A 23,103-nucleotide genomic window follows, 5' to 3' on the forward strand; every position below is an offset into this window, starting at 1 on the left:
TGGGTTTGGCTAGGTTCGGGTGCCGTCCGCGCCGTGCGGTAAAATCGTTCAGTCAGAACACGAACCCGCATCGGAGCTCATCACATGGCATTCGTCCATCTGCACAATCACACTGTTTTCTCCATGCTCGACGGCGCAACCCGTATCCAGGATATGGTCAACCGTGCCGTTGAGCTTGGCATGCCCGCCGTGGCCATTACCGACCACGGCTACATGTACGGCGTACCCGACCTGGCGCTGGCCTGCGACGCCGTCAACCACAACACGCCCGAGTACAAAACCTGGAGCCACGACAAGGCCTTCCTGGAAAAGGACCGCCGCGACGAGCTGGTGGAGCCCGATCCCGAGGCAAACCCGCGCGAGCATGCCCAGTACGTTAAGGACATGGCCATGTGGGACGAGAAGGGCAACATCGACGAGCTCAAGCCGCCCCTGGTCATCAAGCCCATCTTTGGCTGCGAGGTCTACTTTACGCCGGACGAGACGCTCGCCCGCGACCACAAGCCCGAGCTCTACCACATGATCCTTCTGGCCAAGGACCAGGAAGGCTACGTCAACCTGATGCAGACGGTTTCCGAGGCCGCCGTGCAGGGCTTTTACTATAAGCCGCGCGTGACGCTCGACAACCTGCGCCGCCACGCCAAGGGTATGATCTGCACGAGCGCCTGTATCGCGGGCATCATCCCCAAATACATCGACCGCGGTGACATGGAGGGCGCCATCAAGTGGGCCGAGACCTTCCGCGACACCTTTGACCCCGGCGACTTTTACATCGAGATCCAGGAACACGGCATCACCACCGACAACGGCCTGACCGACGAGCAGATGGACCGCACGCTCATCGATATCGCCAAGCAGGTGGGTGTCAAGGTCATCGCCACCAACGACTTCCACTACCTGCGTCGCGAGGACGCGCCCGTACAGGACGTCATTATGTGCATCGGCATGAACGCCAAGGTCGACGACCCCAACCGCATGCGCATGACCGGCTCGGAGTTCTATATGAAGACCGAGGAGGAGATGCGGGCGATGTTCCCGTATTGCCCCGAAGCCTGCGACAACACGCTCGAGATCGCCGACAAGTGCTACGTGGAGCTGGACTGGGACTCCATCATCCTGCCGCGCTTCCCGTTGCTCGATCCCGGCGAGACGCACGAGAGCCAGTTCCGCCGCGAGTGCGAGAAGGGCCTGCGCCAGCACTACGGTGACGACTGGGCCACGCGCGAGATCGGCGGCGTCAACATCAAAGAGCGCTTTGAGTACGAATACAAGGTCATCTGCGACAAGGGCTTTGCCGCCTACTTCTTGATCGTCGCCGAGTACGTGCAATGGGCCAAGGACAACGGCATCGGCGTCGGCCCCGGCCGTGGTTCTGCCGCCGGCGCTATCGTCGCCTACGCCATGAACATCACCGCGTTCGACCCGCTCGAGAACGGCCTGATGTTCGAGAGGTTCCTGTCTCCGCAGCGTACCGAGATGCCCGATATCGATATGGACTTCGACGATGAGCGGCGCCTCGAGGTCGTGGAGCACGTCCGCCAGCTCTACGGTCCCGAGAAGGTCACCCACGTCATCACCTACTCGACCATTAAGGCCAAGCAGGCCATCAACGACGCCGCGCGCGTTCTGGACTACCCGGTCTACATGGGCCAGCGCCTGTCCAAGATGGTCTCGAGCGACCCCAAGGTCAAGCTCAAGCAGGTGCTCGAAAAGCAACCCGGCAAAGAGGATCTGTTTAACCCCGATTTTGCCGAGGCATATAAAAAGGACGACGACGCCCGCCGCATCATCGACACAGCGCTCTCGATCGAGGGCCTCACCCGTGGCGAGGGCGTGCACGCGTGCGCCGTTCTGATCTGCCGCGACCCCGTCAACGAGCACGTGCCCACCAAGCTCGACACCAAGGGCGGCGTCGAGATTACCCAGTACGAGGGCCATACCGTTGCCGACATGGGCCTGCTCAAGATGGACTTCTTGGGCCTGCGCACGCTGACGGTTATCTCCAAGGCCAAGGCAAACATCAAAAAGAACTTCGGCATCGACATCAAAGAGGAAGAGATTCCTTTTGACGACCCCGAGATCTTTAAGCTCATGGGTTCCGGCCACACCGCCGGCGTCTTCCAGGTCGAGTCCGCAGGCATGACGGCCACGATCAAGAACATGAAGCCCACCGAGTACAAGCACGTCGTAGCATTGATCGCCCTGTACCGCCCGGGCCCGCTGGGCGCCGGCATGGTTTCGTCCTACATCAACCGTATGAACGGCAAGGAGCCGGCGGTCTCCTACGACGACCGCCTGGACGACATTCTGGGCGAAACCTACGGCACCATGGTCTACCAGGAGCAGGTTATGCTCATCTCCGTCGAGATGTGCGGCTTCTCCAAGGGCGAATCGGACTCGCGTATCCGTAAGCCCGTGGCTAAGAAGAAAATCAAGCTGCTCACGTCGACGGTGCTCCACTGGGAGGATGGCTCCGACGAGACCACCTACGACCACTGGATGAACGGCGCCATCAAGAACAACTATACGCGCGAGGTCGCCCAGAAGATTTGGGACGATGTTCTCGAGTTCGCGTCCTACGCCTTCAACAAGTCGCACTCCGCCGGCTACGCCATCCTGGTTATGCAGACGGCGTGGCTCAAGGCGCACTATCCGCACGAGTACATGGCGGCCGTTCTGACGTCCTACACGGGCAAGACCGACAAGATCGTTCATTACGTCTCGGCGTGCCGTCACGACGGCATCCCCGTGCTTTCGCCAGATGTCAATGAGTCCGGTACCGAGTTCACGGCTACCAAGGAGGGCGTGCGCTTTGGTCTGGCCGGCATCCGCGGCGTGGGCACCGGCGTGGCGCAGGCGATTATCGCCGAGCGCGAGGCGGGCGGTCCGTTTAAGACGCTGCACGATTTTGTCGAGCGCGTGGACTCGAGCCAGGCCAACCGCCGCGTGATCGAATCGCTCATCAAGGCAGGCGCCTTCGACTCCACGGGGTATCCGCGTCGCCAGATGATGCACTTTGTGGACAAGAACAACCCCGAGAACATCATCGATGCCGCGGTAAAGCGCCAGAAGGATCGCGCGAGCGGCCAGACGTCGTTCTTCGATATGTTTGGCGACGTTGAGGGCTCGGGCTTTGAGGTGAGCGTGCCCGATCCGGATGGCCAGGAATGGGACCGCCACCTTAAGTTGAGTCAGGAGAAGGAGGTTCTGGGCATCTATGTCTCGGACCACCCGCTGCGCCCGTTTGAGTATGCACTAGCCAAGGCGCGTGACTTCTCGTTCTCGCAGATCGACACCGGCTACGAAGTTCAGAATCCTACGGGCGGCACCATCAACCAGGAAATTCCCGAGGGCAAGGCGCTGTGGTGGGCCGGCATGGTCTCGAGCGTGTCCAAGCGCGTGACCAAAAACGGCGATCCCATGGGTATCGTGCAGCTCGAGGACATGGAAGGCGAGGCCACGGTCGTGGTGTTCCCCAAGACCTACAAGGAGGCCGAGGGGTACCTGTACGGTGAGGTCGATCCCGAGACCGGCGCGCAGCTGTCCGATGCGTTTGTGCGCATTAAGGGCAAGCTCGAGCGCTCGGACCGCGGCGACCAGATCATCGCGCAGGAGATTGTGCCGCTGGAGCTTAGCGAGGAGAAAAACAAGCCCAAGGTCTTTGAGGTCATGGTGCCCAACAGCCGCTTTAGCCAGGGCAATATGGCGCGCCTGGCCACGGTGCTCACCACTAACCCGGGCGGCGACCGCGTGGAGATCTTTATCGAGCAGGTGGACGGGCGCGTGCTGCGCGCCGAGGTACCTGCCAAGGTCAACGCGCGCTCGATTCCGCTGCTGGCCGAGGCAAAGGCTATCGTGGGTAACCAAGGCAGAGTGACGGTTATCTAAAATGATTTTGCCGGGGTAGCTAATTTGGGACGGGGCTATTTTAGCTACCCTTTGGCTGACGGCGAATGAGTCGGGGTCGGAATACATCTCAACCGACATATGGGGGTAGCTAAAATAGCCCCGTCCCAAATTAGCTACCCTGTGTGGATTGGAGGAAGTGATGGCACAGGGGACGTTTGTGCAGGCGCTCCGGAAAGAGGCGGCGCTGAGCGGCACCTTTATGAAGGGCCGCTCGCTCATGCTCAACGGCGCCGTGCTGTCGATTGAGGACAGCGGCTTGCGCTTCTCCAAAAACGTGACGGTTGAGGGCTCGGTGCGCGGTTCGCGCGGCGACCTGTACAAGACGCACGTGGCGCTCGACATGGACGAGCACGAGGTGATTGACTACGACTGCGATTGCCCCGCCGCCTATCGTTACCCCGGTATGTGCAAGCACGCTATTGCCACGGCTCTGGCGTATTTGGATGCCAGCGGCGCCGAGCCCGTCGAAGGTTTGCGCACGCCGGTCCGCACGTTTACGGCGCAGCCGAAACAGCCCGTTCGCACCGCGCCCAAAGCGCCGGCCGTCAACCCCAACTTTCCCTTTCCGGCGCCCGTCCCCACGAGCCCCAGCCTCATGGCGGCGCTCTCCGATCTTTCGGACGCGCGCATGGATGAGCTGGCGAGCATGCGCCGCAAGCTTGCCGGTGCCGTTGATCCCGACGCCCCCAAAGCGGCGTTGGAGCCTTCGCTGGTGCCGTACTACAATCCGCTGTTCGCTGACCGCTTTAGCTGGGCGCTCGAGTTCCGCATTCGCTGCGGTTCGGTGTCCTACGTGGTCAAGGATATCGACGGCATGGCCGACGCCTATGTCCGAGGCGGTACGTTCTCGTACGGCAAGAAGCTCACGTTTGTCCATACGCCCGAAGCCTTCGAAGACGTGTCGACAAAGCTGCTCAACCTTGTCGTGACGACAGTTGCCTATCTCGATGACATCACAAGCTCGCGTTCGGCGTCGTACGACTTTGCACGCAGCGGTTTTGTCGCCGAGCGTCAGTTACCGCTGTCCGAGCATAGCATCGTATATGTGCTGGACCTGTTGCGCGGCAAGACTATCTCTTTTGAGCCCGCCTGGTCGCGGGGGACGACGACGCATCGCACCTATGACGTGGCGGTTGAGATGCCTCCGGAAGGGGCGGACGAGGCGCTGTCTAAGCGCCCACCGCTCCTTGCCGCCAAAATCGCGCCGGCGGCTGGTGGCAGCTACGATCTATGCCTGCCGGCCGATGCATACTGCTTTGCTTCGGGCGACGTTGCCTATCTGGTCGACACCCGCCGTGCGCGCCGTACCGATGTAGCGTTTGCCCAGCATGCGGCGCCGTTTCTATCGCGCTTGCTGCCCTGTCGCACGCCGGTCCATATCGCCGCCGAGCAGGTGGGGGAGTTCTGTCGTATGGTGCTGCCCATTTTGCGCGACTACACCGACCTTACCGCGCCCGCTGCGCTCGATACCGTGGCGCCCGAGCCGAGCTTTGCCATGGCGATTGGCGTCGACGATGGGCTCGTGACCTGCAAAGTTACGGTTACCTACGGCGACTGGTCGGCAGATCTCTTTAGTCTGGGCGCTCCGGGCAGCCCCTTCGAAGAGCGGCGCCCGGGCGTTCCGCCGCGCGACGAGGTGGCGGAGTTTCGCGTTATGGACACGGCGGCCCTGTACTTCGATTTCCACGAGGGCGGCCTAGCGTTTGAGGAACGCGATGACGAGAGCCTGTTCCACTTGCTGACCGAGGGCCTGTCTGCCCTGTCCGAGTTGGGCGAGGTCATGCTCAGCGACCGCTTGCGCCAGGTCTCGGTCCGCCCTGCGCCCAAGCTTTCGGTGCGTGCGACCGTCAAGAGTAACCTGCTCGACGTCGAACTGGGCGCGAGCGGCCTTTCGGCGGCAGACCTTGCCATCTATCTCGATTCGTACAAGCGTCATCAAACGTTTGCGCGCCTTACGTCCGGCGACATCATTCGCCTGGACGAGGGCGCCCGAGCCGCGTTTGGTCTCGCCGAGGACCTGGGTGTCGATGCCGTCGACCTGCTCGACGGCGTGTCGCTTCCCGCGTCGAGCACCCTGTTCGTCGATAGCATGCTCGCGCGCACGCCCGCGCTCGAGGCCGATCGCGACGCTGCGTTCCGCCGCACCGTCGAGCGCCTGGACACGCTCGGCAAGATGGACTTTACGGTGCCGGCATCGCTCAAGGCAACGATGCGCGGCTACCAGGTCGACGGATACCAGTGGCTCGGCTCGCTCGAACACCTGGGCCTTGGCGGCATCTTGGCCGACGACATGGGCCTGGGCAAAACGCTCCAGATGATCGCGCATATCCTGGCGCGCGTGGAGGCGGGGGACACCAAGCCCACGCTCGTGGTATGCCCGGCCTCACTCGTGTACAACTGGACTGCCGAGCTGGAGCGCTTTGCCCCGTCGCTCGATGTGTGCGCCATTGTGGGCGCCAAGGCTCAACGTCGTGTACAGATTGCCGGCGTGGCCGAGCATAACGTGGTCGTAACGTCGTATGACCTTATGCGGCGCGATATCGATGAGTACGTCGAGCAGGATTTTGCCCGCGTGGTGCTCGATGAGGCACAGTACATTAAAAATCCGCTCACGCAGGTGGCGCGCGCTGCCAAGCGCCTGCCTGCCGGCGTGCGCTTTGCCCTGACGGGCACGCCCATCGAAAACCGCCTGTCCGAGCTCTGGAGCATCTTCGACTTTTTGATGCCGGGCCTTTTGGGGACGCGCGAGTCGTTTGCCAAGCGCTTTGAGAGCCCCGTCGAGCATGCCGAGGGCGATAGCGCCGCTCGCCTGCAGGCGCTCGTGTCGCCGTTTGTGCTGCGCCGTGTTAAGGAAGACGTGGTGGCCGACCTGCCCGAGAAGATCGAGGACACCGTCATGGCACAGCTTACCGGCGAGCAACGCAAGCTCTACCTGGCCAACCAGGACCGCATCGCCCAGCAGGTGCAGCACCGCGAGGCTGGGGAGTTTAAGAAGGACAAGCTCAAGGTGCTCGCCGAGCTCACCAAGCTGCGCCAGATCTGCTGCGACCCACGTCTACACTACGAGGATTACAAGGCGGGGAGCGCAAAGCTCGATACGTGCATGGAGCTCGTGCACGGCGCACTCGACGGCGGGCATCGCATCCTGTTGTTCAGCCAGTTTACGGGCATGCTCGATATCATTGGCAAGCGCCTGGCCAAGGAGGATATCGCCTTCCTTAAGCTCACGGGCGCTTCGTCTAAGGAGAGCCGCGCCAAGATGGTCGCGCAGTTCCAAGCGGGCGAGGTCCCGGTCTTTTTGATTTCGCTCAAGGCTGGCGGCGTGGGCCTTAACCTGACGGCGGCCGACGTGGTCATCCACTACGACCCGTGGTGGAACGTGGCGGCGCAGGACCAAGCGACCGACCGCGCGCATCGTATTGGCCAGCAACATACCGTGACCGTGTACAAGCTCATCGCCAAGGACACGATCGAGGAGCGCATCATGCAGATGCAGGAGTCCAAGCGCGACCTGGTCAACAGCGTGCTCGGCGGCGACGGCATCTCGTCGGCGCTGTTTACCCGCGAAGATGTTCTGGCGCTGCTGGGCGGCGACGGGCGCTAACCCGCTCGGGTGGGGCCGCCAGGGCGGATAGCGCACGCTGCCCCATCGTCCCCGCCCGTTATGTGTTCATTTGCAATGCCGTGGATGGTTTGTCTGCCTTTGGGCATAAGAACCATCAAGAACATTGGCACGTCAGCAAAGGAGAACATCATGGCGAAATTCTTTAAGGACCCCGACGGTAAGCTCATTGCCGCCCTTGGCAACGACGTTGCAACCCCTGCCGGTTGCACGGAACTGACCGCAAACACTGAGGACGCGGCGCACGAGAAGCACGTGCCTGTTGTCGAGACCGAGCGCGACGGTCACGTGATTCGCGCACGCGTTGGCTCGGTCGAGCACCCCAGCCTGCCCGAGCACTATATTGAGTGGATCGCCCTTGAGGCCGAGGGCCGCTTAGAGGTCCATTACCTTGAGCCCGGCATGAAGCCCGCGACGTTTTTCGCGGGCGGCTCCAAGACCGGTACCGTCTATGCCTATTGCAACCTGCACGGGCTGTGGTCCGCGACGTTCTAGGAGCGCGCCCCCGCTCGGGGTATCATAGCTAGCATATGCACATGCGAGCGCCGGCTGCATTATGCGGCCGGCGCTTTTACTACGACAACGATGGTTTACGACGGAAAGGGCTGAGCCATGAAGCTCGCGCTTGCACAGATCGATATGCGCCTGGGTGATATTGAGGGCATTTGCGGCCGCATCGAGGACCAGGCTCGTCTGGCCCACGAGCGCGGGGCGCGCGTGCTGTGCGTTCCGGCTCCGCTCTTTATGGGCGCCATGCCCGGGGGCCTGGTGGGCACTGCCGACTTTGAGCACGACATGCTTGCCGGCTTGACTGGTGTCGCCGAGCGTATCCAGGAGCTTGACATGATCTGCATCGTGCCCGCGGCGGTTTCGTTTGAGGGCCAGCCGCTGCTCGACTACATGATGCTCAAGGACGGTCATGTGGTGCCGGCGCGTTCGAGCATTGCCCTGCAGCGTGGCGAGAACAACGACACGCGTTGGGCGCCGCCGGTGTTCGACGTGGATGGCGTGCGCATCGCCGTGATTTTTGACTTGGACCGCGAGCTCGAGATGTTGCCGACCGGTGTTGACCTCATTGCGTATTTCCAATTCAACGCGTTTGACATGACCGACCGCGAGACTACTGCCATTGCCGCCGTTCGCAGCGGCGCCTACCGCAAGATCGCATCCAGGCGCAGCGTGTGGTTTGCCTGCATGGCGCCGGTCGGTGCCTATGACGAGTCGGTGTATACCGGCGGTTCGTTTGTGCTCGACGACTGCGGTCGCGTGGTGGCCCAGGCGCCGTGTTTTGAGGAGAGCCTGCTGGTTCAGGAGATTCAGCGCGGCGTGATGCTCGATGCCCTGGAAGATCACGAACTGCCCGAGTTCCGTTCCGAGGAGTGGCTGTGGCAGGCGCTGGTGCTCGCCGTGCGCGACAACGCCCGGGCCCACGGTGCGTCGCGCGCCGTGGTGGCACTCGAGGGCGACTTGCCGTCGTCCCTGCTGGCGGCGCTGGCCGTCGACGCTCTGGGCCCACGTAATGTGATTGGCCTGGTGCTGGGGCGCAACCGCATCTTTACGCCGGCGCAGGAGGAGGCCGAGGCTGCTCGCTGTGCCGCCGTTCGCGCCATTGCCGAGCGCCTGCATATTCGCACGGTTGAGCGCGATGCGCCGGATGCCGCGCGCGCGCTCGACCGCGATGTGTCGGCGGGCGACGCCGAGCGCCTGCGCTCTCGCACGCTGGGCCTCATGCTGGAGGACACGGCGCTCGAGTTGGGTGCGATGGCGCTGAGCCCGCTGTCCAAAACCGAGTACGCACTGGCGGCGCCGGCGCTTTGCGGCGGCTACCAGGGCGATTATGCGCCCTTTGGCGATGTGTACCTGTCGACGCTTGAGTTTGTGGCGCGCGTGCGCAACCGCACGTCTGCCGTGGTGCCCCAAGAGCTCGTGACGCTCAACGCGGTGGAAGATTGTATGGAGCGAGTGCTGGCGCAGGCGCTCTCGACGCTCGACGGTCCGGTCGATATGCTCGACCGCGCGGCACAGCTGCTCGGCGGGGTCGAGCCGGGTGAGATCGATGGCGCGCTTGAGGCGCACGTGGACCGCAATCGATCTTTCGACGACATCCCGATGGCCGCTGGCAAGCCTGAGGCCTGCTCGCTGCTGCTGATGCTCGTTCGACAGGGTGAGGCTGCCCGCCGCATGTTGCCGACGGCGCCGATCGTTTCGTCCCGTTCGTTTGCCGAGCGCTCCTGGCCGTACATGCTCGCGTGGTCCGACCTGGGGCTTAACGGCAAGGAGCGTATGACGGTCGATTCGCTGGCGCGCGCCGAGGTGCGCCGTTTTGCTGACGAGGATACTAGTGAGCGCGTGCGAAACGAGATGATGGGCGTGCTGGGCGAGCTACTGGGTATTTCGCCCGAACAAATGGAGGAGTTGCGCTCTGAAGACGGTCAGCGTCGTTTACACGAGGGAATGAAAAAGTTCGAGGGCGAGGTTCAGGACGCCATCGATAAGATGATGGGCGGCCAGGGTGGCCCGCAGGGTGGGCCCCAGGGTGGCCCGATGCCGCATCCGCCGGTTGATCCCCGACAGTTCCCATTCTTCTCGCAGAACTAAACTGGGGATGGGATTCGCTCTCAACCCCGATACTTCAACTAAGCATCTTGACCCCGTTGTGTTATTCTAGAACAGACGTTCGTGAGTAGTGCGCGGGGCCTTGCCTTGCGCTTGGTAAAAGACGAGGGGAGGTTGGCTTGGTTATTTTAGGCATTGACCCCGGTTTGGCTCATACGGGTTGGGGGATTATCGAGGAGCGGCGTGGCGAGGTTCGCTGCCGTGCCTATGGCTGCATCGAGACCAGCGCGGGTAGTCCGCTCGCGGTGCGCCTGTCGCATATCGCCCGCGACCTCAAGGGTGTCGTGGAGCGCTATCGACCCGATACCGCTGCTATCGAGAGCATTTACTTTGGCGCCAACGTTCGCTCGGCCATCCCTACGGCGCATGCCCGCGGCGCTGCGCTTGTGGCGCTTTCGGAGTGCGCGCTCGAGATCGGCGAGTACACGCCCATGCAGATCAAACAGGCTGTGGTGGGTACCGGCGCCGCGGACAAGCGGCAGGTCGCCTACATGGTACGCACGCTAACGCAGCTCGACCACGACCCGCATCCCGACCATGCCGCCGATGCCCTGGCCTGTGCCATCTGCCACGTAAACCTCAGCCGCACCCGGGCGCTTACCGGCGGCGAGTTCTATCAACAGAGAGGAACCGGATACTGATGATTTCCCAGCTCCACGGAACGCTTGTCGAGGCCACGATGAGCTCTGCTGTCGTCGATGTGTCGGGCGTTGGCTTTGAGCTCGGCATCTCGGGCAGCACTGCGGCCACGTTGCCGACGCCCGGCGGCGAGGTCCGCCTCTACACGCGTATGCAGGTGCGCGAGGACGCCATGACACTTTTCGGTTTTTCCTCTAAGGATGAGCGCACGATGTTCGATCGGCTCGTGTTCGTCTCGGGCGTTGGCCCGCGCTTGGCGCTCGCCGTGCTTTCCACCTATACCGTGGGGCAATTGTATTCGCTGGTGATGGCCGAGGACGACAAGGGCATGGCCAAGGTGCCCGGTGTGGGCAAAAAGACAGCTCAGCGTCTGATCCTGGAGCTCAAGAGCACCTTTGCCAAGGACAAGGGCTTTGTGCCGGTCGACGTGATTCCCGGCCAGGTTGCGATGCCCGTGCCCGCTGCCGCTCCCTCGGCCATCGATGACGCCCGTGCGGCGCTCCTTTCCATGGGCTTTAGCCCGCAGGAGACCGATGTTGCCCTGAGCGGGTATGATGGGCAGGATATGCGTGTCGAGGATTTGCTCGGCGCGGCGCTTAAGCGACTCGGAATGGATGCGTGATGTGGGAAGCCGATGACTCTCAGGACCTGTGGGCGACGCCCGGCAACTCGCCGGCGGCATCCATGGCGCACGGCGAGCGCATGGTGGGCTCGGAGCTGACGGCCGAGGACCTCGATGTCGATCGCACTTTGCGCCCCCAGCGCCTGGACGATTACTGCGGCCAGGAGCATATCAAGCAGAGCCTGCGCGTGTTGATCGAAGCGGCGCAGAGCCGTGGCGAGACGCTCGACCACGTGATCTTCTCGGGCCCTCCGGGTCTGGGCAAGACCACGCTGGCTACGGTTATCGCCAACGAGCTGGGCGCTCAGATCAAGACCACGAGTGGCCCTGCCATCGCGCGCACCGGCGACCTGGCAGCCATCCTTACTAACTTGCAGCCGGGTGATGTGCTGTTTATCGACGAGATCCACCGCCTCAACCGTTCGGTCGAGGAGGTCCTGTACCCCGCGATGGAGGACTTTGCCCTCGATATCGTGATTGGCAAGGGTCCGGCGGCGCGCTCGATTCGCCTGGATATCCCCAAGTTTACGCTGGTGGCGGCAACGACCCGCTCGGGTATGCTGACTGGCCCGCTGCGCGATCGCTTTGGCATTTCATATCGCCTGGATTACTACACGGTCGAAGAACTCGCGCAGATTGTGACGCGCTCGGCGTCCATCCTGGGTGTGACAATAGACCATCCGAGCGCGCTCGAGATCGGCTCGCGCTCGCGTGGCACGCCGCGCTTGGCTAACCGTTTGCTCAAGCGCGTGCGCGACTATGCGCAGGTGCGTGGCAACGGTCCCATTGAGCTTGGTATTTGCCGTCAGGCGCTCGAGTTCTTCGAGATCGATGAGCTTGGTCTGGACTGGATGGATATTCGCATTTTGGAGACACTCGCTAAGACGTTCTCCGGACGTGCCGTGGGCCTGACAACGCTTGCCAGCGCTGTGGGCGAGGACCCGGGAACGCTCGAGGATGTCTATGAGCCCTATCTGCTGCAGTGCGGGTTGATGATTCGCACGCCCCAGGGCCGTCAGGCAACCCTGCGCACCTTTGAGCACCTGGGGATTGAACCTACCGTTTAGGGCGCTTTGTTTTGGCGGGCTGTTGGGCTATCGCCGGGCATCGAGTAAACATATCGCCGTTCATCGGTTATGGGCGTTTTACTATTGCGCACCCGTGCTATGCTGAATTGGTCTTTTTCTCATTCGGTAACGAAAGGACCGCCCATGCCTACTGACATCGAAATCGCACGTTCTGTCACGCCGTTGCCTATTACCGAGGTGGCCAAGAACGCCGGCGTCGACGTTAAGCACCTTATTCCGTACGGCTTCGACAAGGCTAAGGTCGACTATTCACTGCTCAACGAGCCGACCGATCACCAGGCCAAGCTCGTCCTCGTGACCGCTATCAACCCAACGCCTGCGGGCGAGGGCAAGACCACCACGACCATCGGTCTGGCCGATGGCCTGCGTCGTCGCGGCGTCAAGAGTGCCGTGGCCCTGCGCGAGCCTTCGCTCGGCCCCGTCTTTGGTGTTAAGGGCGGTGCTGCCGGCGGCGGCTGGGCTCAGGTGATCCCCATGGAGGATATCAACCTGCACTTTACCGGCGACTTCCATGCCATCGGTGCTGCCAACAACCTGCTGGCCGCCATGCTTGATAACCACATCCAGCAGGGCAACCAGCTTGGCATCGACGTTAAACGCATCACTTGGAAGCGCGTCGTCGATATGAACGACCGTCAGCTGCGCCACGTCATCGACGGTATTGGCGGTAAGGCCCAGGGCGTGCCGCGCGAGGACGGCTTCGATATCACCGTCGCCTCCGAGGTCATGGCAATCCTGTGCCTGTCTACGAGTATCAGCGACCTCAAGGAGCGCCTGGGCGAGATCGTCGTCGGCTACAGCTTTGCCGGCGAGCCCGTCCGTGCCCGCGACCTTAAGGCCCAGGGTGCCATGGCCGCGTTGCTTAAGGACGCGCTCAAGCCCAACCTGGTGCAAACGCTCGAGGGCACGCCCGCGTTTGTCCACGGCGGTCCCTTCGCCAACATCGCCCACGGCTGCAACTCTATCATGGCCACGCGTATGGCGATGCGCTTTGGCGATGTCGCCATTACCGAGGCCGGCTTCGGTGCCGATCTGGGTGCCGAGAAGTTCCTCGACATCAAGTGCCGTATGACGGGCGTTCGCCCCAGCGCCGTCGTGGTCGTCGCGACCGCTCGTGCGCTGAAGTACAACGGTGGCGTCGCCAAGGCCGACCTCAACGAGGAGAACCTCGAGGCACTCAAGGCCGGCATGCCCAACCTGCTGCGTCACGTCGACAACATCCAGAACGTTTATGGTCTGCCCTGCGTGGTCGCCATCAACCGCTTCCCGACGGACACCGAGGCCGAGCTTGCGCTCATCGAGTCCGAGTGCCAGAAGCTCGGCGTCAACGTTAAGCTTTCCGAGGTCTGGGCCAAGGGCGGCGAGGGCGCGCTCGAGCTTGCCGATGAGGTCATGCGTCTGATTGAGCAGCCGAGCGAGCTCAAGTTTGCCTATGAGGACGGCGCCGATGTCGCCGACGCTCTTGAGGCCATTGCCACCAAGGTCTACCGCGCCGATGGCGTTGACTTTACGCCGGCCGCCAAGCGCCAGCTCGCCGAGCTGCGCGAGAACGGCTTTGGCAACCTGCCGGTGTGCGTGGCCAAGACGCAGTACAGCTTTAGCGACAACGCCAAGGCCCTGGGCGCTCCCGAGAACTTCCGCATCACGGTGCGTGAGCTCAAGGTTTCCGCCGGTGCCCACTTTGTGGTCGCACTGACCGGCAGTGTTCTGACCATGCCGGGCCTGCCCAAGGTCCCCGCGGCTGAGAACATCGACGTCGACAACGACGGCAACATCACCGGCCTGTTCTAAGCTTGTTGCCCATAGCTGCTTGCCCGCCCCGTCGCGCCTACCAAGGCCCGGCGGGGCTTTTGTTTTCTAGCCGCGCTTGTCTTGTAGATATGGACGGGCTCTGTCCGTCACGGGCTTTTGCGCGGGTAGAATGCATGGATAACTTGATGCTTACGGGCGACGGAAAGGAATCGTTGCATGGATCAGGACAAGACAACCGTGATGGGCGGCTACGGTTCCGCGCAGGCTGGCGATAGCGCCGATGCGACCCGCGTTGTTCCCAACCCCGGTTATACCGACCCCGCCGCGACGCAGCCTTCTGCCGAGCCAACCCGGGTTATGGGCTATGGCGACACAGCGCGGGATTCTTATGCCGTATCTTCGCAAGGCCCCTATGGCAACGCAGCTCCGGACCCGTTTGATTACGCGCCGCAGGATTCTTATGCCGCCTCGACGCCGAATCCCTATGATGACCTGCCGCAAAATCCCATTCCGCAGCCTCAGCAGACGACGTATATGCCTCGCACGGCGCAGCCTCGCTACGAGTCGCGCGAGCCGTATCGCGAGTACCCCAAGTCGATTCCGCAATATGGCGAGGACGAGGAGAAGAAGCCGTCGCGTTCGTCGAGCGTGATCAAGAAGATCCTCATCGTGCTGGCGATCTTCTTTGCGCTGTCGGTTGTGTTTGCCATTGTGTCGGGCATGCTCAACAAGCGAGGGAGTTCAACGGCTGATACCGCTGCCGAGCAAACCGAGTCCGCCTCGTCTAGCACCGTCGATCTGAGCGATATCCCGGGGCAGTACTGGTCCAACGCCAAGAAGCTCCTCAAGTCGCGCGGCGCCAATCTTTCGAATGCCGTGGTCCTGACTGATGATGGCTCAACGCCCGTCATCGATGCCAACTGGGTCGTTACTTCTGCTTACTATAACGACAGCGGCAACCTCGAAATTCAACTCACGCACAAGAATAGCTCGGGCAACTCACCCGACGGCCAAAGCGGTACCGACAGCTCGAGTTCCAATACGTTGGAGGACTTGAGCAACAAGGCACAGGAGCTTGGGGATAAGGCCCAAGAGCTGGGCGACACGGCCCAGAACCTGGGCGACACCGCTCAGAACTTGGGCGACATGGCGACGGATGCCTGGAACGCCCTACAAAACGGCATCTCGGGCACGCAGGGAAACTAGCTGTTAAGCGGGCTACAGCTGCTCGGCCGGACGGTCGGGCGAGCTAAAGCCCGAGTCAAACGTAACGACGCATGAGGCATTGGGTCGGCGCTCGTGCACGATGCGCGTGACGAGCTCCAGCAGCTCCTCGTCGGATATGTCAAAGCCGTCGGGACGCACAAGGTCAAACGAAACGAACCCGTCGTGCTCGTGCAGGTCGTGGATGGAGAGCGCGGGATCGATCTGCGTAACGCCACGCTTGACCCAGCCGCGTAGGTCGTCGCCGGTGGTGGCGATGGGGTCGCAGTGCAGCGTGATACCAATGCCCATCTGGCGCTTGATGTCGTGCTCGATGGTGTCCAGAATCTCGTGGTGCTCAAACGCGTCGCCCTCACCGGGCATCTCCACGTGGGCGCTGGCAAACTGACGACCGGGGCCGTAGTCGTGCACCATGAGGTCGTGTGTGCCCAAGACCTGCGGATAGGACATGATCTTGTCGCGGATTGCCTGGACGAGCTTGGGGTCGGGCGCTTGCCCCAGCAACGGGCTGATGGCGTCGCGCACTAGGCCCATGCCACTGATGCAGATAAAGATGCCCACACCCAGGCCTGCCCAGCCATCGAGGTCAAAGCCGGTCGTCTGCGAAATAAGCGCCGCCACCAAGACCGAGCCCGAGGTAATGACGTCGTTTTTGGAGTCCTGCGCTGTGGCGATGAGCATCTCGGAATCGATGCGGTTACCCAGTGCGCGGTTGAACGCGGCCATCCAGAATTTGACGAGCATGGACAGAATAAGGGCGGCCATGGAGAGCGCCGAATACACGGTGGGCGAGGGCTTGATGATCTTGGTTATCGACTCGAGGATTAGGTTGATGCCGACGGCGCAAACCAGGACGGCGACAAACAGACCGGCCAGGTACTCGTAGCGGCCGTGGCCGTAAGGGTGGCCCTCGTCTGCCGGGCGGCTGGCAAGGCGGAACCCGAGCAGACTCACGATGTTGCTCGAGGCATCGGAGAGGTTGTTGAAAGCGTCGGCGATGAGCGAGACAGAGCCGGCGAGCAGGCCCGCGATGCCCTTGGCCAGGCACAGGGTGATGTTGAGGCCAATGCAGATGAGGCTTGCGGCAAAGCCCGCGTTGGTGCGGCAAGATGCATCGACCGGCTCGCCCTCGCTGCCGTGAACAAGCGTATGTACCAGCCGATTTACAAATAGCATAGCGGTCGTCCTCACAATCATGTTTAAGGGGATAGTGTAGCTCGCGCGGGGGCGCCGTGCACCGATGCTCAGAAAATGCAGCAATAGTCTGCCGGTGCTAACGAGCGAGCCTTCTCGTCTGCCTGGGTGGTCCATTTTGGGCCACATGGGTATGGGCATGTGCCTGTTTGCTCGACATACTTAATGTCGACAGCCCCTGCGCAAAGGAGGACGTTTCCATGGACGAGATGTTTGCCATTAAATGTCAAAACTGCGGCGGCCCTATGTACTCGCACCAAGCTAAGCGCAGCTTTGAGTGCGCTTATTGCGGTGCGGTCATTCCGTGGCAGGCGGACGCCGGAGAGCCCAAGAGCGCCCTGGGCATTCGCCATACGCCGTTGACGGTAGTGGATGGACTGCTCAAGCTCACGCATGTGTCGCAACTCGAGCGCCCGGAGGACCCGGACTGGTATTTCTTCAATTCGCACTGGCGCAATCAGTCGGTCCTGGAACATCTGCTGTGGGAGGACCGCGGCACGGCGCAGGAGTTCCAAGAAGCGACGCACGTGAGCATTCCTTGTCCCTTCTGCGGAGCGTCCTTTGAGGGCAAGTCAACGCAGCGTGTGTTTGAGTGCCCGTCCTGCGGCAACAAGATCGGCATTGCCGACCTGCTCAAGCCGGGGACGTTTAGCAAGCGCCTGACCTTGGGCGTTGGTGCGGAGTATGTACCTGGGCAGGGTATTCCCTGCGAAATCTCGCCGCAGCAGGCACGTGCCAACGCACTGCAGCTGGTGCACCAGTATGCGGAAGCCTTTGCCGGGCACGACGTGGAAGATGCGATCCAAAACGACATGATGCTCTTCTATTTCCCCATGGCGCTGGCGGACCTGCGCATGATGGTGAGCTTCCCGGGCAAGGGCCTGAGCAAGGAAACCCTGGTGTACTACGAGGTGCTCGACTGGGCATACCCCAGGGCAAACTACCTGGACGTTCGTCTCATGGGCATTTTGGAGCCGTGGGACTATGCCAAGGTTGGGCCGTTTGACCCTGCCATGCAGGAAGGTGACTTTCGTGTCGTCTCCGTCGATGCGTCTACCAAGGACCAGGTGGTCATTGATAAGTTGGCGCTCGACGTTGCGGGCAACGACGCCGAGGCTGTACTGGGGCTCAATAAAAAGAGCATCCGCACCTGGGCGCGCAAGGCCTGCAAGCATAAGGACGGCCTGGTGATGGTGCCGGTCTACTTTGTCGATCGTCCGGCGACAGACGGCCGCGATGGCGAGCAGGTGCGCATTGCCGTAAACGGTCAGACGGGCCGCGCGGCCGCGGTGGTGTTTAGCGACAAGCGCGAGACGCATATCGTGGCGCCGCTCAACCCGAGCCTGCATCTGTCCGGCGAGAGTACCGTGCATGCCACGCCCATCGAGGTCAAATACGTTAAGTCGCCGTTTCTGTACCAGATCGTACGCCGTGGAGGCGGCGAGCAACCACGTCAGGTGGCAGCGGCGGCCGAGGGTTCTTACCGAGAGGAGAAACCCAAACGCAAGGGATTGTTCGCTACGATCTTTGGGAAGTAGGGGAGTGGTGCTGGTTAGCGCTGTGGCGTGAAAGCCGGGGGTATGGGGCAGCTCGCAGGGGTGCGAGTTGCCCCGTTTTTTTGCGGCGAGACGTGGCGTCCGAGCTGCCGTAGAGACTTAGCTAAATGGCTATTTACTAGAACTGGCCACGGCTCGTTTTGAATCCGCCTTAAAAACGAAATCGAAAACAGTTAGATTTGGCGACATTGTTGCACTTGAAGACTCAAAGAGAATCCCATTAAACAGCAGAGATCGCGAGGCTCGAAAGGGCCCTTATCCTTACTATGGCGCAACCTCAATCATGGACTACGTTGATGACTTCTTATTCGATGAGATAAGAGTTCTTCTTGGCGAAGATGGCACGGTTGTCAATTCCGAAGGCAAGCCAATCCTACAGTATGTTTGGGGAAAATACTGGGTCAACAACCATGCGCACATCCTTGCGTCTTCAGGCGAGTATTCGCTCGAAGCGATTTACGTTGCGCTGAAGCGTACGGCGATAAACCAAATCGTTACAGGTGCTGTGCAAATGAAAATTAGCCAACGAAACTTAAAGTCCCTTGAGTTGGAGATGCCGAGCTCGGAAGAGCTTGGCTACTTGCAAGATCTTTTTGCTGCTTACCGCAGCAACCAAGACGAAAACACAAAACTTGCCGCTCTTCGCGACGCTTTGCTACCCAGGCTTATGTCGGGAGAGATTGACGTTTCGAAAGTTGATCTCACGCAGCTAAATAGCCATTTACTTCACTATGCACAACGCGCCGTCCACACTGTGGCTATCGTACTCGACGAAAGGAACAGCGTGGAAACTGTCATCAATACCGTGCTTTCAGAAATGCAGGGCCTTCTCGACCCGCATCAGCTCAAACATCTAGCCATTACGCTTAGACGGGCACTTGGACCGAAACAAGCGGAACCAGGACAAGATCTGCTCGCGCTCTTTCTCACCGCTAAAGAGGTCGAGGGGTGCTCTCCTAAAACCATTGCATACTATGAGGCAACCTTACGGCATATGAACACAACGCTTGCTAAGTCCTATACGCAGATTGAGAGCGACGACTTGCGCCGTTATCTCAATGATTACGAGGTGAATCGCGGTTCTAGTAAAGTCACAATCGATAATATACGCCGCATTATGTCGAGCTTCTTTTCGTGGCTTGAAGATGAGGATTACATTGTAAAAAGTCCTGTAAGGCGCATTCGTCGCGTCAAAACAGCTCAAGTAACCAAAGAGGTGCTTAGCGATGAGGAACTGGAGGTCTTGCGAGACGCCTGTGAATCCAAACGAGATCTTGCCATTGTTGATCTGCTTGCTTCGACAGGCATGCGTGTCGGCGAGCTCGTGCGTCTCAACAGGAAAGATGTCAATCTGCACGAGCGCGAATGCCTTGTAATGGGAAAAGGAAATAAGCAGCGCCCCGTTTACTTCGATGCGCGCGCTAAGCTTCATCTTACGGAATATCTTTCAAGCCGAGCTGACAAGAGTCCTGCACTATTTGTCGCGCTCGATTCCTCGGCTCGACGCATTACGGTTGGGAGCATAGAGCTTCGCTTGCGCGACCTGGGCAGAACCGCCGGCGTCAATCGCGTTCATCCGCATAAGTTTCGCCGTACGCTTGCCACCCATGCTATCGACAAAGGAATGCCTATAGAGCAGGTGCAAAAGCTGCTAGGCCATGCGAAAATAGACACCACCATGCACTACGCCATGGTGAACCAGAACAACGTGAAGGCTTCGCATAGAAAGTACTTGGAATGACGCGCGTACGACTTGGAGAGATCTGTGAACGCCTAAGCAGCGGAAAGAGCATTAAAGCCGCTGAGGTTCAGGAGTCGGGGACATACCCGGTAATCGGCGGCAATGGTCTTCGTGGATATGCAGAGCGTTACAACTTCGATGGAGAATGTGCCGTTATCGGTCGCCAAGGCGCCGCTTGCGGTAATGTCCGCTTTCATTCTGGCAAGGCTTACATGACCGAACACGCAGTCGTTGCCGTTGCAAACGAATCCAATGATTCGCACTATCTTGCCTATCTCCTGTCAACTATGAGCCTAGGACGGCTGTCCGCTCAATCGGCTCAACCTGGGCTTTCTGTTAAAACGCTTTCGAAGCAAGAAATCGACTTGCCTTCGCTCGAGAAGCAAAGGCAAGTCGTCGAAGTCATTGGTAGTATTGATGCCAAAATCGGGGTAAACGCTAAGCTAAATGGCTATTTAGCTGCGTGAGATCGACCTTCGAGACATCGATTTCGCCCGACATTAGCTTGGGCAAAAGGACATCACGCAACTGTGCAAGAAAGCGTGACTCTTTAGCAGTTGCCAGCAGCTGTTCGTAAATCGGCTTGGTTGATAGATAGAACTCGCTGAGCTCCAAATCGTCAGGCATTGCAAAAGGCATTGCTTTGACGGTTTTGGAATTAACGGCCGTTGCGATTGAAGATGTGCTTCCCAATTTCCCATAATCAAATGAACGCAAATAAGGATAAGCGTAAGCTAGCTTTCTTTTGTCATCAGACGCAAAGCAGGCAATCGCCTCATTGGTTGTCATATTGCAACCGGCGATCTTAACTCTGCCGACCGTCAACTTAAAGCTGAGAAGTACCGAGCCTGCTGGAACCCTTCTTACGTTTTTGCCGTTCACTGCGGCGTCAGTAAGGTATTCAGAGCTATCAAGCGAATATGTCCCCGCTTCGCCCATATCCTTGATTGAAAGCCATACGTGATTATCGGCTTTGACATCAGAGAACCATTCCGGCTCTTTCCTTGGTGGGGTCTTGCCTATTCCGATTTCGTAATACGAGTCGGCTCTTCCTTCGGTCCAGTTTTCGTTTGGTGATAGTGCAGTAAATTGAGCCAACAAAAGCTCTTCTAAATAGCCATTTAGCTTAGTGTTAATGGCTATTTTTTGATCAAGCGACGAAAGAAAGCTTCCGATTCTCCGCTGTTTCTCAATGCTGGGAAGCGGGAACTTGTAATCGAGAATCCATTCAGGCTTCACTCGTTGATGCGATCCTGAGGTTCCTGTGCGCATTCCAGACAAAGCGTTTGCGAAATCATCGCTCATAAGGATGTATAGCAGATAGTTGCGATCGACTTTTTCGTTGGGGCAAAGGGGCACAAACTCTGTCGAACAAACGGAATTGGCTTGAAGACTATTGATAGGCCAGATGCGCTTAAAACGCATATTAAGCTTATTTACAAGGATGTCGCCATTTTCAATATGAAGTTTGTTGCTTAATATTTCTGATCCATCAAGGATCTCGGGCTTTCTTGCGTTATCGAATGCGGGCAAGCTATAGCAGTGATAGATTGTTCCCGCATCGGGTTTAATGCTAACTTTCCGAAATGACGCAACGTCGCCGATTTGGGCACTATTACATTTCATATCCAATCGCCTCCAGATTCTTCTTAATCTGCTCCTGCAAGCGGTTGGACTCTTCAAAGCACTTCGAAATCTCGCTAGTCAGGCGTGCCATCTTGTCATCAAACGGCTCACCGTCGTCTTCGACCTCGGCAATGCCTACGTAGCGACCGGGTGTCAGGATGAAATCTTGCTTGGCGATTTCATCCAAATCCGCTATGGCGCTGAACCCCTTCACGGGCTCGAACTCGCCCTTGCGGAAGGAGTCGAATGCGGATGCAACTTTGTTGATGTCCTCTTCGGTAAACTCGCGTAGTTTGCGAGAGACCATGGTGCCCATTTCGCGGGCATCGATGAATAGCGTCTTGCCGGACTGAGCCTTCTTCTTGTTCAGGATCCACAAACACACGGGAATTTGGGTGCTGTAGAACAGCTGCCCCGGCATGGCTACAATGCCCTCGACCAAATCGTCCTCTACGATAGCGCGTCGAATATCGCCCTCGCCGCTCGTCTGGCTCGAGAGCGACCCATTTGCCAATACGAGGCCAATCTTACCTGTGCTGTTAAGATGCCAAATCATATGCTGCATCCAAGCGAAGTTAGCGTTGCCCGTGGGCGGCATGCCATACTTCCAACGTACGTCTTCCTGCAGCGCTTCGCCGCCCCAGTTCTTGAGGTTGAAGGGTGGGTTTGCCAACACATAGTCAAACTTTTCATTCTTGTGCTGGTCGGCGCTGAAGGTGTCTGCATAGTTGCCCAAGTCAGCCTCGATGCCGCGGATGCCGAGGTTCATCTTTGCGAGCTTCCACGTGGTAGGGTTGCTCTCCTGGCCAAAGATGGTGATGTCCTGTACCACGTTGCCGCCATGGTGCTCGACGAAGGCTGCGGACTGCACGAACATGCCTCCGCTGCCGCAGCAGGGGTCGTACACGCGACCGTGGAAAGGCTGGAGGATTTCAACCAGCGTGCGCACGATGCACGACGGCGTATAGAACTCGCCGGCGTTTTTGCCCTCCATTGATGCGAATTTCTGCAGGCAATATTCGTATGCGCGCCCTAACAGGTCTTTCTCGCTCTCGTTATCGGTCATTTGTACGTTTGTGAATAAGTCAACGACGTCGCCCAAGCGCCTCTTGTCTAGTTCGGGACGAGCGAAGTTCTTGGGCAGCACGTCTTTGAGTTTGTCGTTCTCGCGCTCGATGGCGCGCATGGCATTGTCAATGATCTGGCCAACTTCGGGCGTATGCGCCGCCTGCGAGATATTCACCCAACGTGCTTCTTCGGGAACGAAGAAGACATTCTGCTCCATGTAGCAGTCGCGATCCTCCTCGTCGCCGTAACCCTCTGCGACGAGCTCTAGGTAGCGTTCGTCGAAACGGTCCGAGAGGTACTTCAGGAAAATAAGGCCTAACACGACGTTTTTGTACTCGGCAGCGTCCAAGTTGCCACGCAGCACATCTGCAGCGTTCCACAGTTGATCCTCAAAGCCAATGTCGGCCGTGTTCTTCTTGGTGTCCTTAGTCTTGCTTTTAGCCATG

Annotated in this window: 15 protein-coding genes and 1 pseudogene; 13 read left to right on the top strand and 3 right to left on the bottom strand. The window is 59.7% G+C overall.

Annotated features, from left to right (window positions below):
- The first annotated feature begins 84 nt into the window (after positions 1 to 84).
- The 9 genes from dnaE to DWZ52_RS00425 all read left to right on the top strand — a co-directional run bounded on the left by dnaE (position 85) and on the right by DWZ52_RS00425 (position 15,454).
- Complete coding sequence (dnaE, locus tag DWZ52_RS00385; protein ID WP_118384615.1) at positions 85 to 3,888, top strand: DNA polymerase III subunit alpha; 3,804 nt, start codon at positions 85 to 87, stop codon at positions 3,886 to 3,888.
- Positions 3,889 to 4,048: 160 nt separating this feature from the next.
- Entirely contained in the window at positions 4,049 to 7,513 is a 3,465-nt protein-coding gene (locus DWZ52_RS00390; protein ID WP_118384616.1) for a DEAD/DEAH box helicase, read from the top strand.
- Between the two features lie 150 nt (positions 7,514 to 7,663).
- Complete coding sequence (locus tag DWZ52_RS00395; protein ID WP_089572163.1) at positions 7,664 to 8,026, top strand: desulfoferrodoxin family protein; 363 nt, start codon at positions 7,664 to 7,666, stop codon at positions 8,024 to 8,026.
- A gap of 117 nt (positions 8,027 to 8,143) precedes the next feature.
- Positions 8,144 to 10,129 (top strand): hypothetical protein, encoded by a 1,986-nt coding sequence (locus tag DWZ52_RS00400; protein ID WP_118384617.1) that lies wholly within the window; start codon positions 8,144 to 8,146, stop codon positions 10,127 to 10,129.
- 137 nt (positions 10,130 to 10,266) lie between these two features.
- Positions 10,267 to 10,788, top strand: coding sequence for a crossover junction endodeoxyribonuclease RuvC (gene ruvC, locus DWZ52_RS00405; protein ID WP_035137351.1), 522 nt, complete (start codon positions 10,267 to 10,269; stop codon positions 10,786 to 10,788).
- On the top strand, positions 10,788 to 11,408 hold the full coding sequence (gene ruvA / locus DWZ52_RS00410; RefSeq protein WP_117786692.1) for a Holliday junction branch migration protein RuvA: 621 nt from the start codon (positions 10,788 to 10,790) through the stop codon (positions 11,406 to 11,408). The genes ruvC and ruvA overlap by 1 nt, the downstream gene beginning before the upstream one ends.
- Positions 11,408 to 12,475, top strand: a complete 1,068-nt coding sequence (gene ruvB / locus DWZ52_RS00415) for a Holliday junction branch migration DNA helicase RuvB (protein ID WP_117786693.1) — start codon at positions 11,408 to 11,410, stop codon at positions 12,473 to 12,475. The genes ruvA and ruvB overlap by 1 nt, the downstream gene beginning before the upstream one ends.
- A gap of 144 nt (positions 12,476 to 12,619) precedes the next feature.
- Positions 12,620 to 14,287 (top strand): formate--tetrahydrofolate ligase, encoded by a 1,668-nt coding sequence (locus DWZ52_RS00420; protein ID WP_117778469.1) that lies wholly within the window; start codon positions 12,620 to 12,622, stop codon positions 14,285 to 14,287.
- A gap of 177 nt (positions 14,288 to 14,464) precedes the next feature.
- Positions 14,465 to 15,454: a hypothetical protein gene (locus DWZ52_RS00425; protein ID WP_117786694.1), complete on the top strand. Its 990-nt coding sequence runs from the start codon at positions 14,465 to 14,467 to the stop codon at positions 15,452 to 15,454.
- A 12-nt stretch (positions 15,455 to 15,466) separates the two neighbouring features.
- On the opposite strand, the gene DWZ52_RS00430 is transcribed toward DWZ52_RS00425, so the two are convergent.
- Positions 15,467 to 16,648 (bottom strand): cation diffusion facilitator family transporter, encoded by a 1,182-nt coding sequence (locus DWZ52_RS00430; protein WP_118384618.1) that lies wholly within the window; start codon positions 16,646 to 16,648, stop codon positions 15,467 to 15,469.
- Positions 16,649 to 16,866: 218 nt separating this feature from the next.
- Between DWZ52_RS00430 and DWZ52_RS00435 the strand changes: the two genes are divergently transcribed.
- The 4 genes and pseudogenes from DWZ52_RS00435 to DWZ52_RS00445 all read left to right on the top strand — a co-directional run bounded on the left by DWZ52_RS00435 (position 16,867) and on the right by DWZ52_RS00445 (position 20,430).
- Complete coding sequence (locus DWZ52_RS00435) at positions 16,867 to 18,204, top strand: hypothetical protein (RefSeq protein ID WP_118384619.1); 1,338 nt, start codon at positions 16,867 to 16,869, stop codon at positions 18,202 to 18,204.
- A gap of 142 nt (positions 18,205 to 18,346) precedes the next feature.
- A pseudogene (locus DWZ52_RS10285) lies at positions 18,347 to 18,781 on the top strand (restriction endonuclease subunit S); the annotation flags it as partial.
- A gap of 258 nt (positions 18,782 to 19,039) precedes the next feature.
- Complete coding sequence (gene xerA / locus DWZ52_RS10290) at positions 19,040 to 19,963, top strand: site-specific tyrosine recombinase/integron integrase (protein ID WP_158566067.1); 924 nt, start codon at positions 19,040 to 19,042, stop codon at positions 19,961 to 19,963.
- The gene (locus tag DWZ52_RS00445; RefSeq protein ID WP_118384620.1) at positions 19,960 to 20,430 is read left to right on the top strand and encodes a restriction endonuclease subunit S; all 471 of its coding nucleotides are present in this window, start codon (positions 19,960 to 19,962) and stop codon (positions 20,428 to 20,430) included. Before xerA ends, DWZ52_RS00445 begins: the two co-directional genes overlap by 4 nt.
- On the opposite strand, the gene DWZ52_RS00450 is transcribed toward DWZ52_RS00445, so the two are convergent.
- Both DWZ52_RS00450 and DWZ52_RS00455 read right to left on the bottom strand, forming a co-directional pair.
- The gene (locus DWZ52_RS00450) at positions 20,402 to 21,589 is read right to left on the bottom strand and encodes a restriction endonuclease subunit S (RefSeq protein WP_118384621.1); all 1,188 of its coding nucleotides are present in this window, start codon (positions 21,587 to 21,589) and stop codon (positions 20,402 to 20,404) included. The genes DWZ52_RS00445 and DWZ52_RS00450 overlap by 29 nt on opposite strands.
- Positions 21,579 to 23,102, bottom strand: a complete 1,524-nt coding sequence (locus DWZ52_RS00455) for a class I SAM-dependent DNA methyltransferase (RefSeq protein ID WP_118384622.1) — start codon at positions 23,100 to 23,102, stop codon at positions 21,579 to 21,581. Before DWZ52_RS00455 ends, DWZ52_RS00450 begins: the two co-directional genes overlap by 11 nt.
- Position 23,103 lies beyond the last annotated feature (1 nt).

It is taken from the genome of Collinsella sp. AF33-16 (assembly GCF_003475325.1).
GTDB lineage: Bacteria > Actinomycetota > Coriobacteriia > Coriobacteriales > Coriobacteriaceae > Collinsella.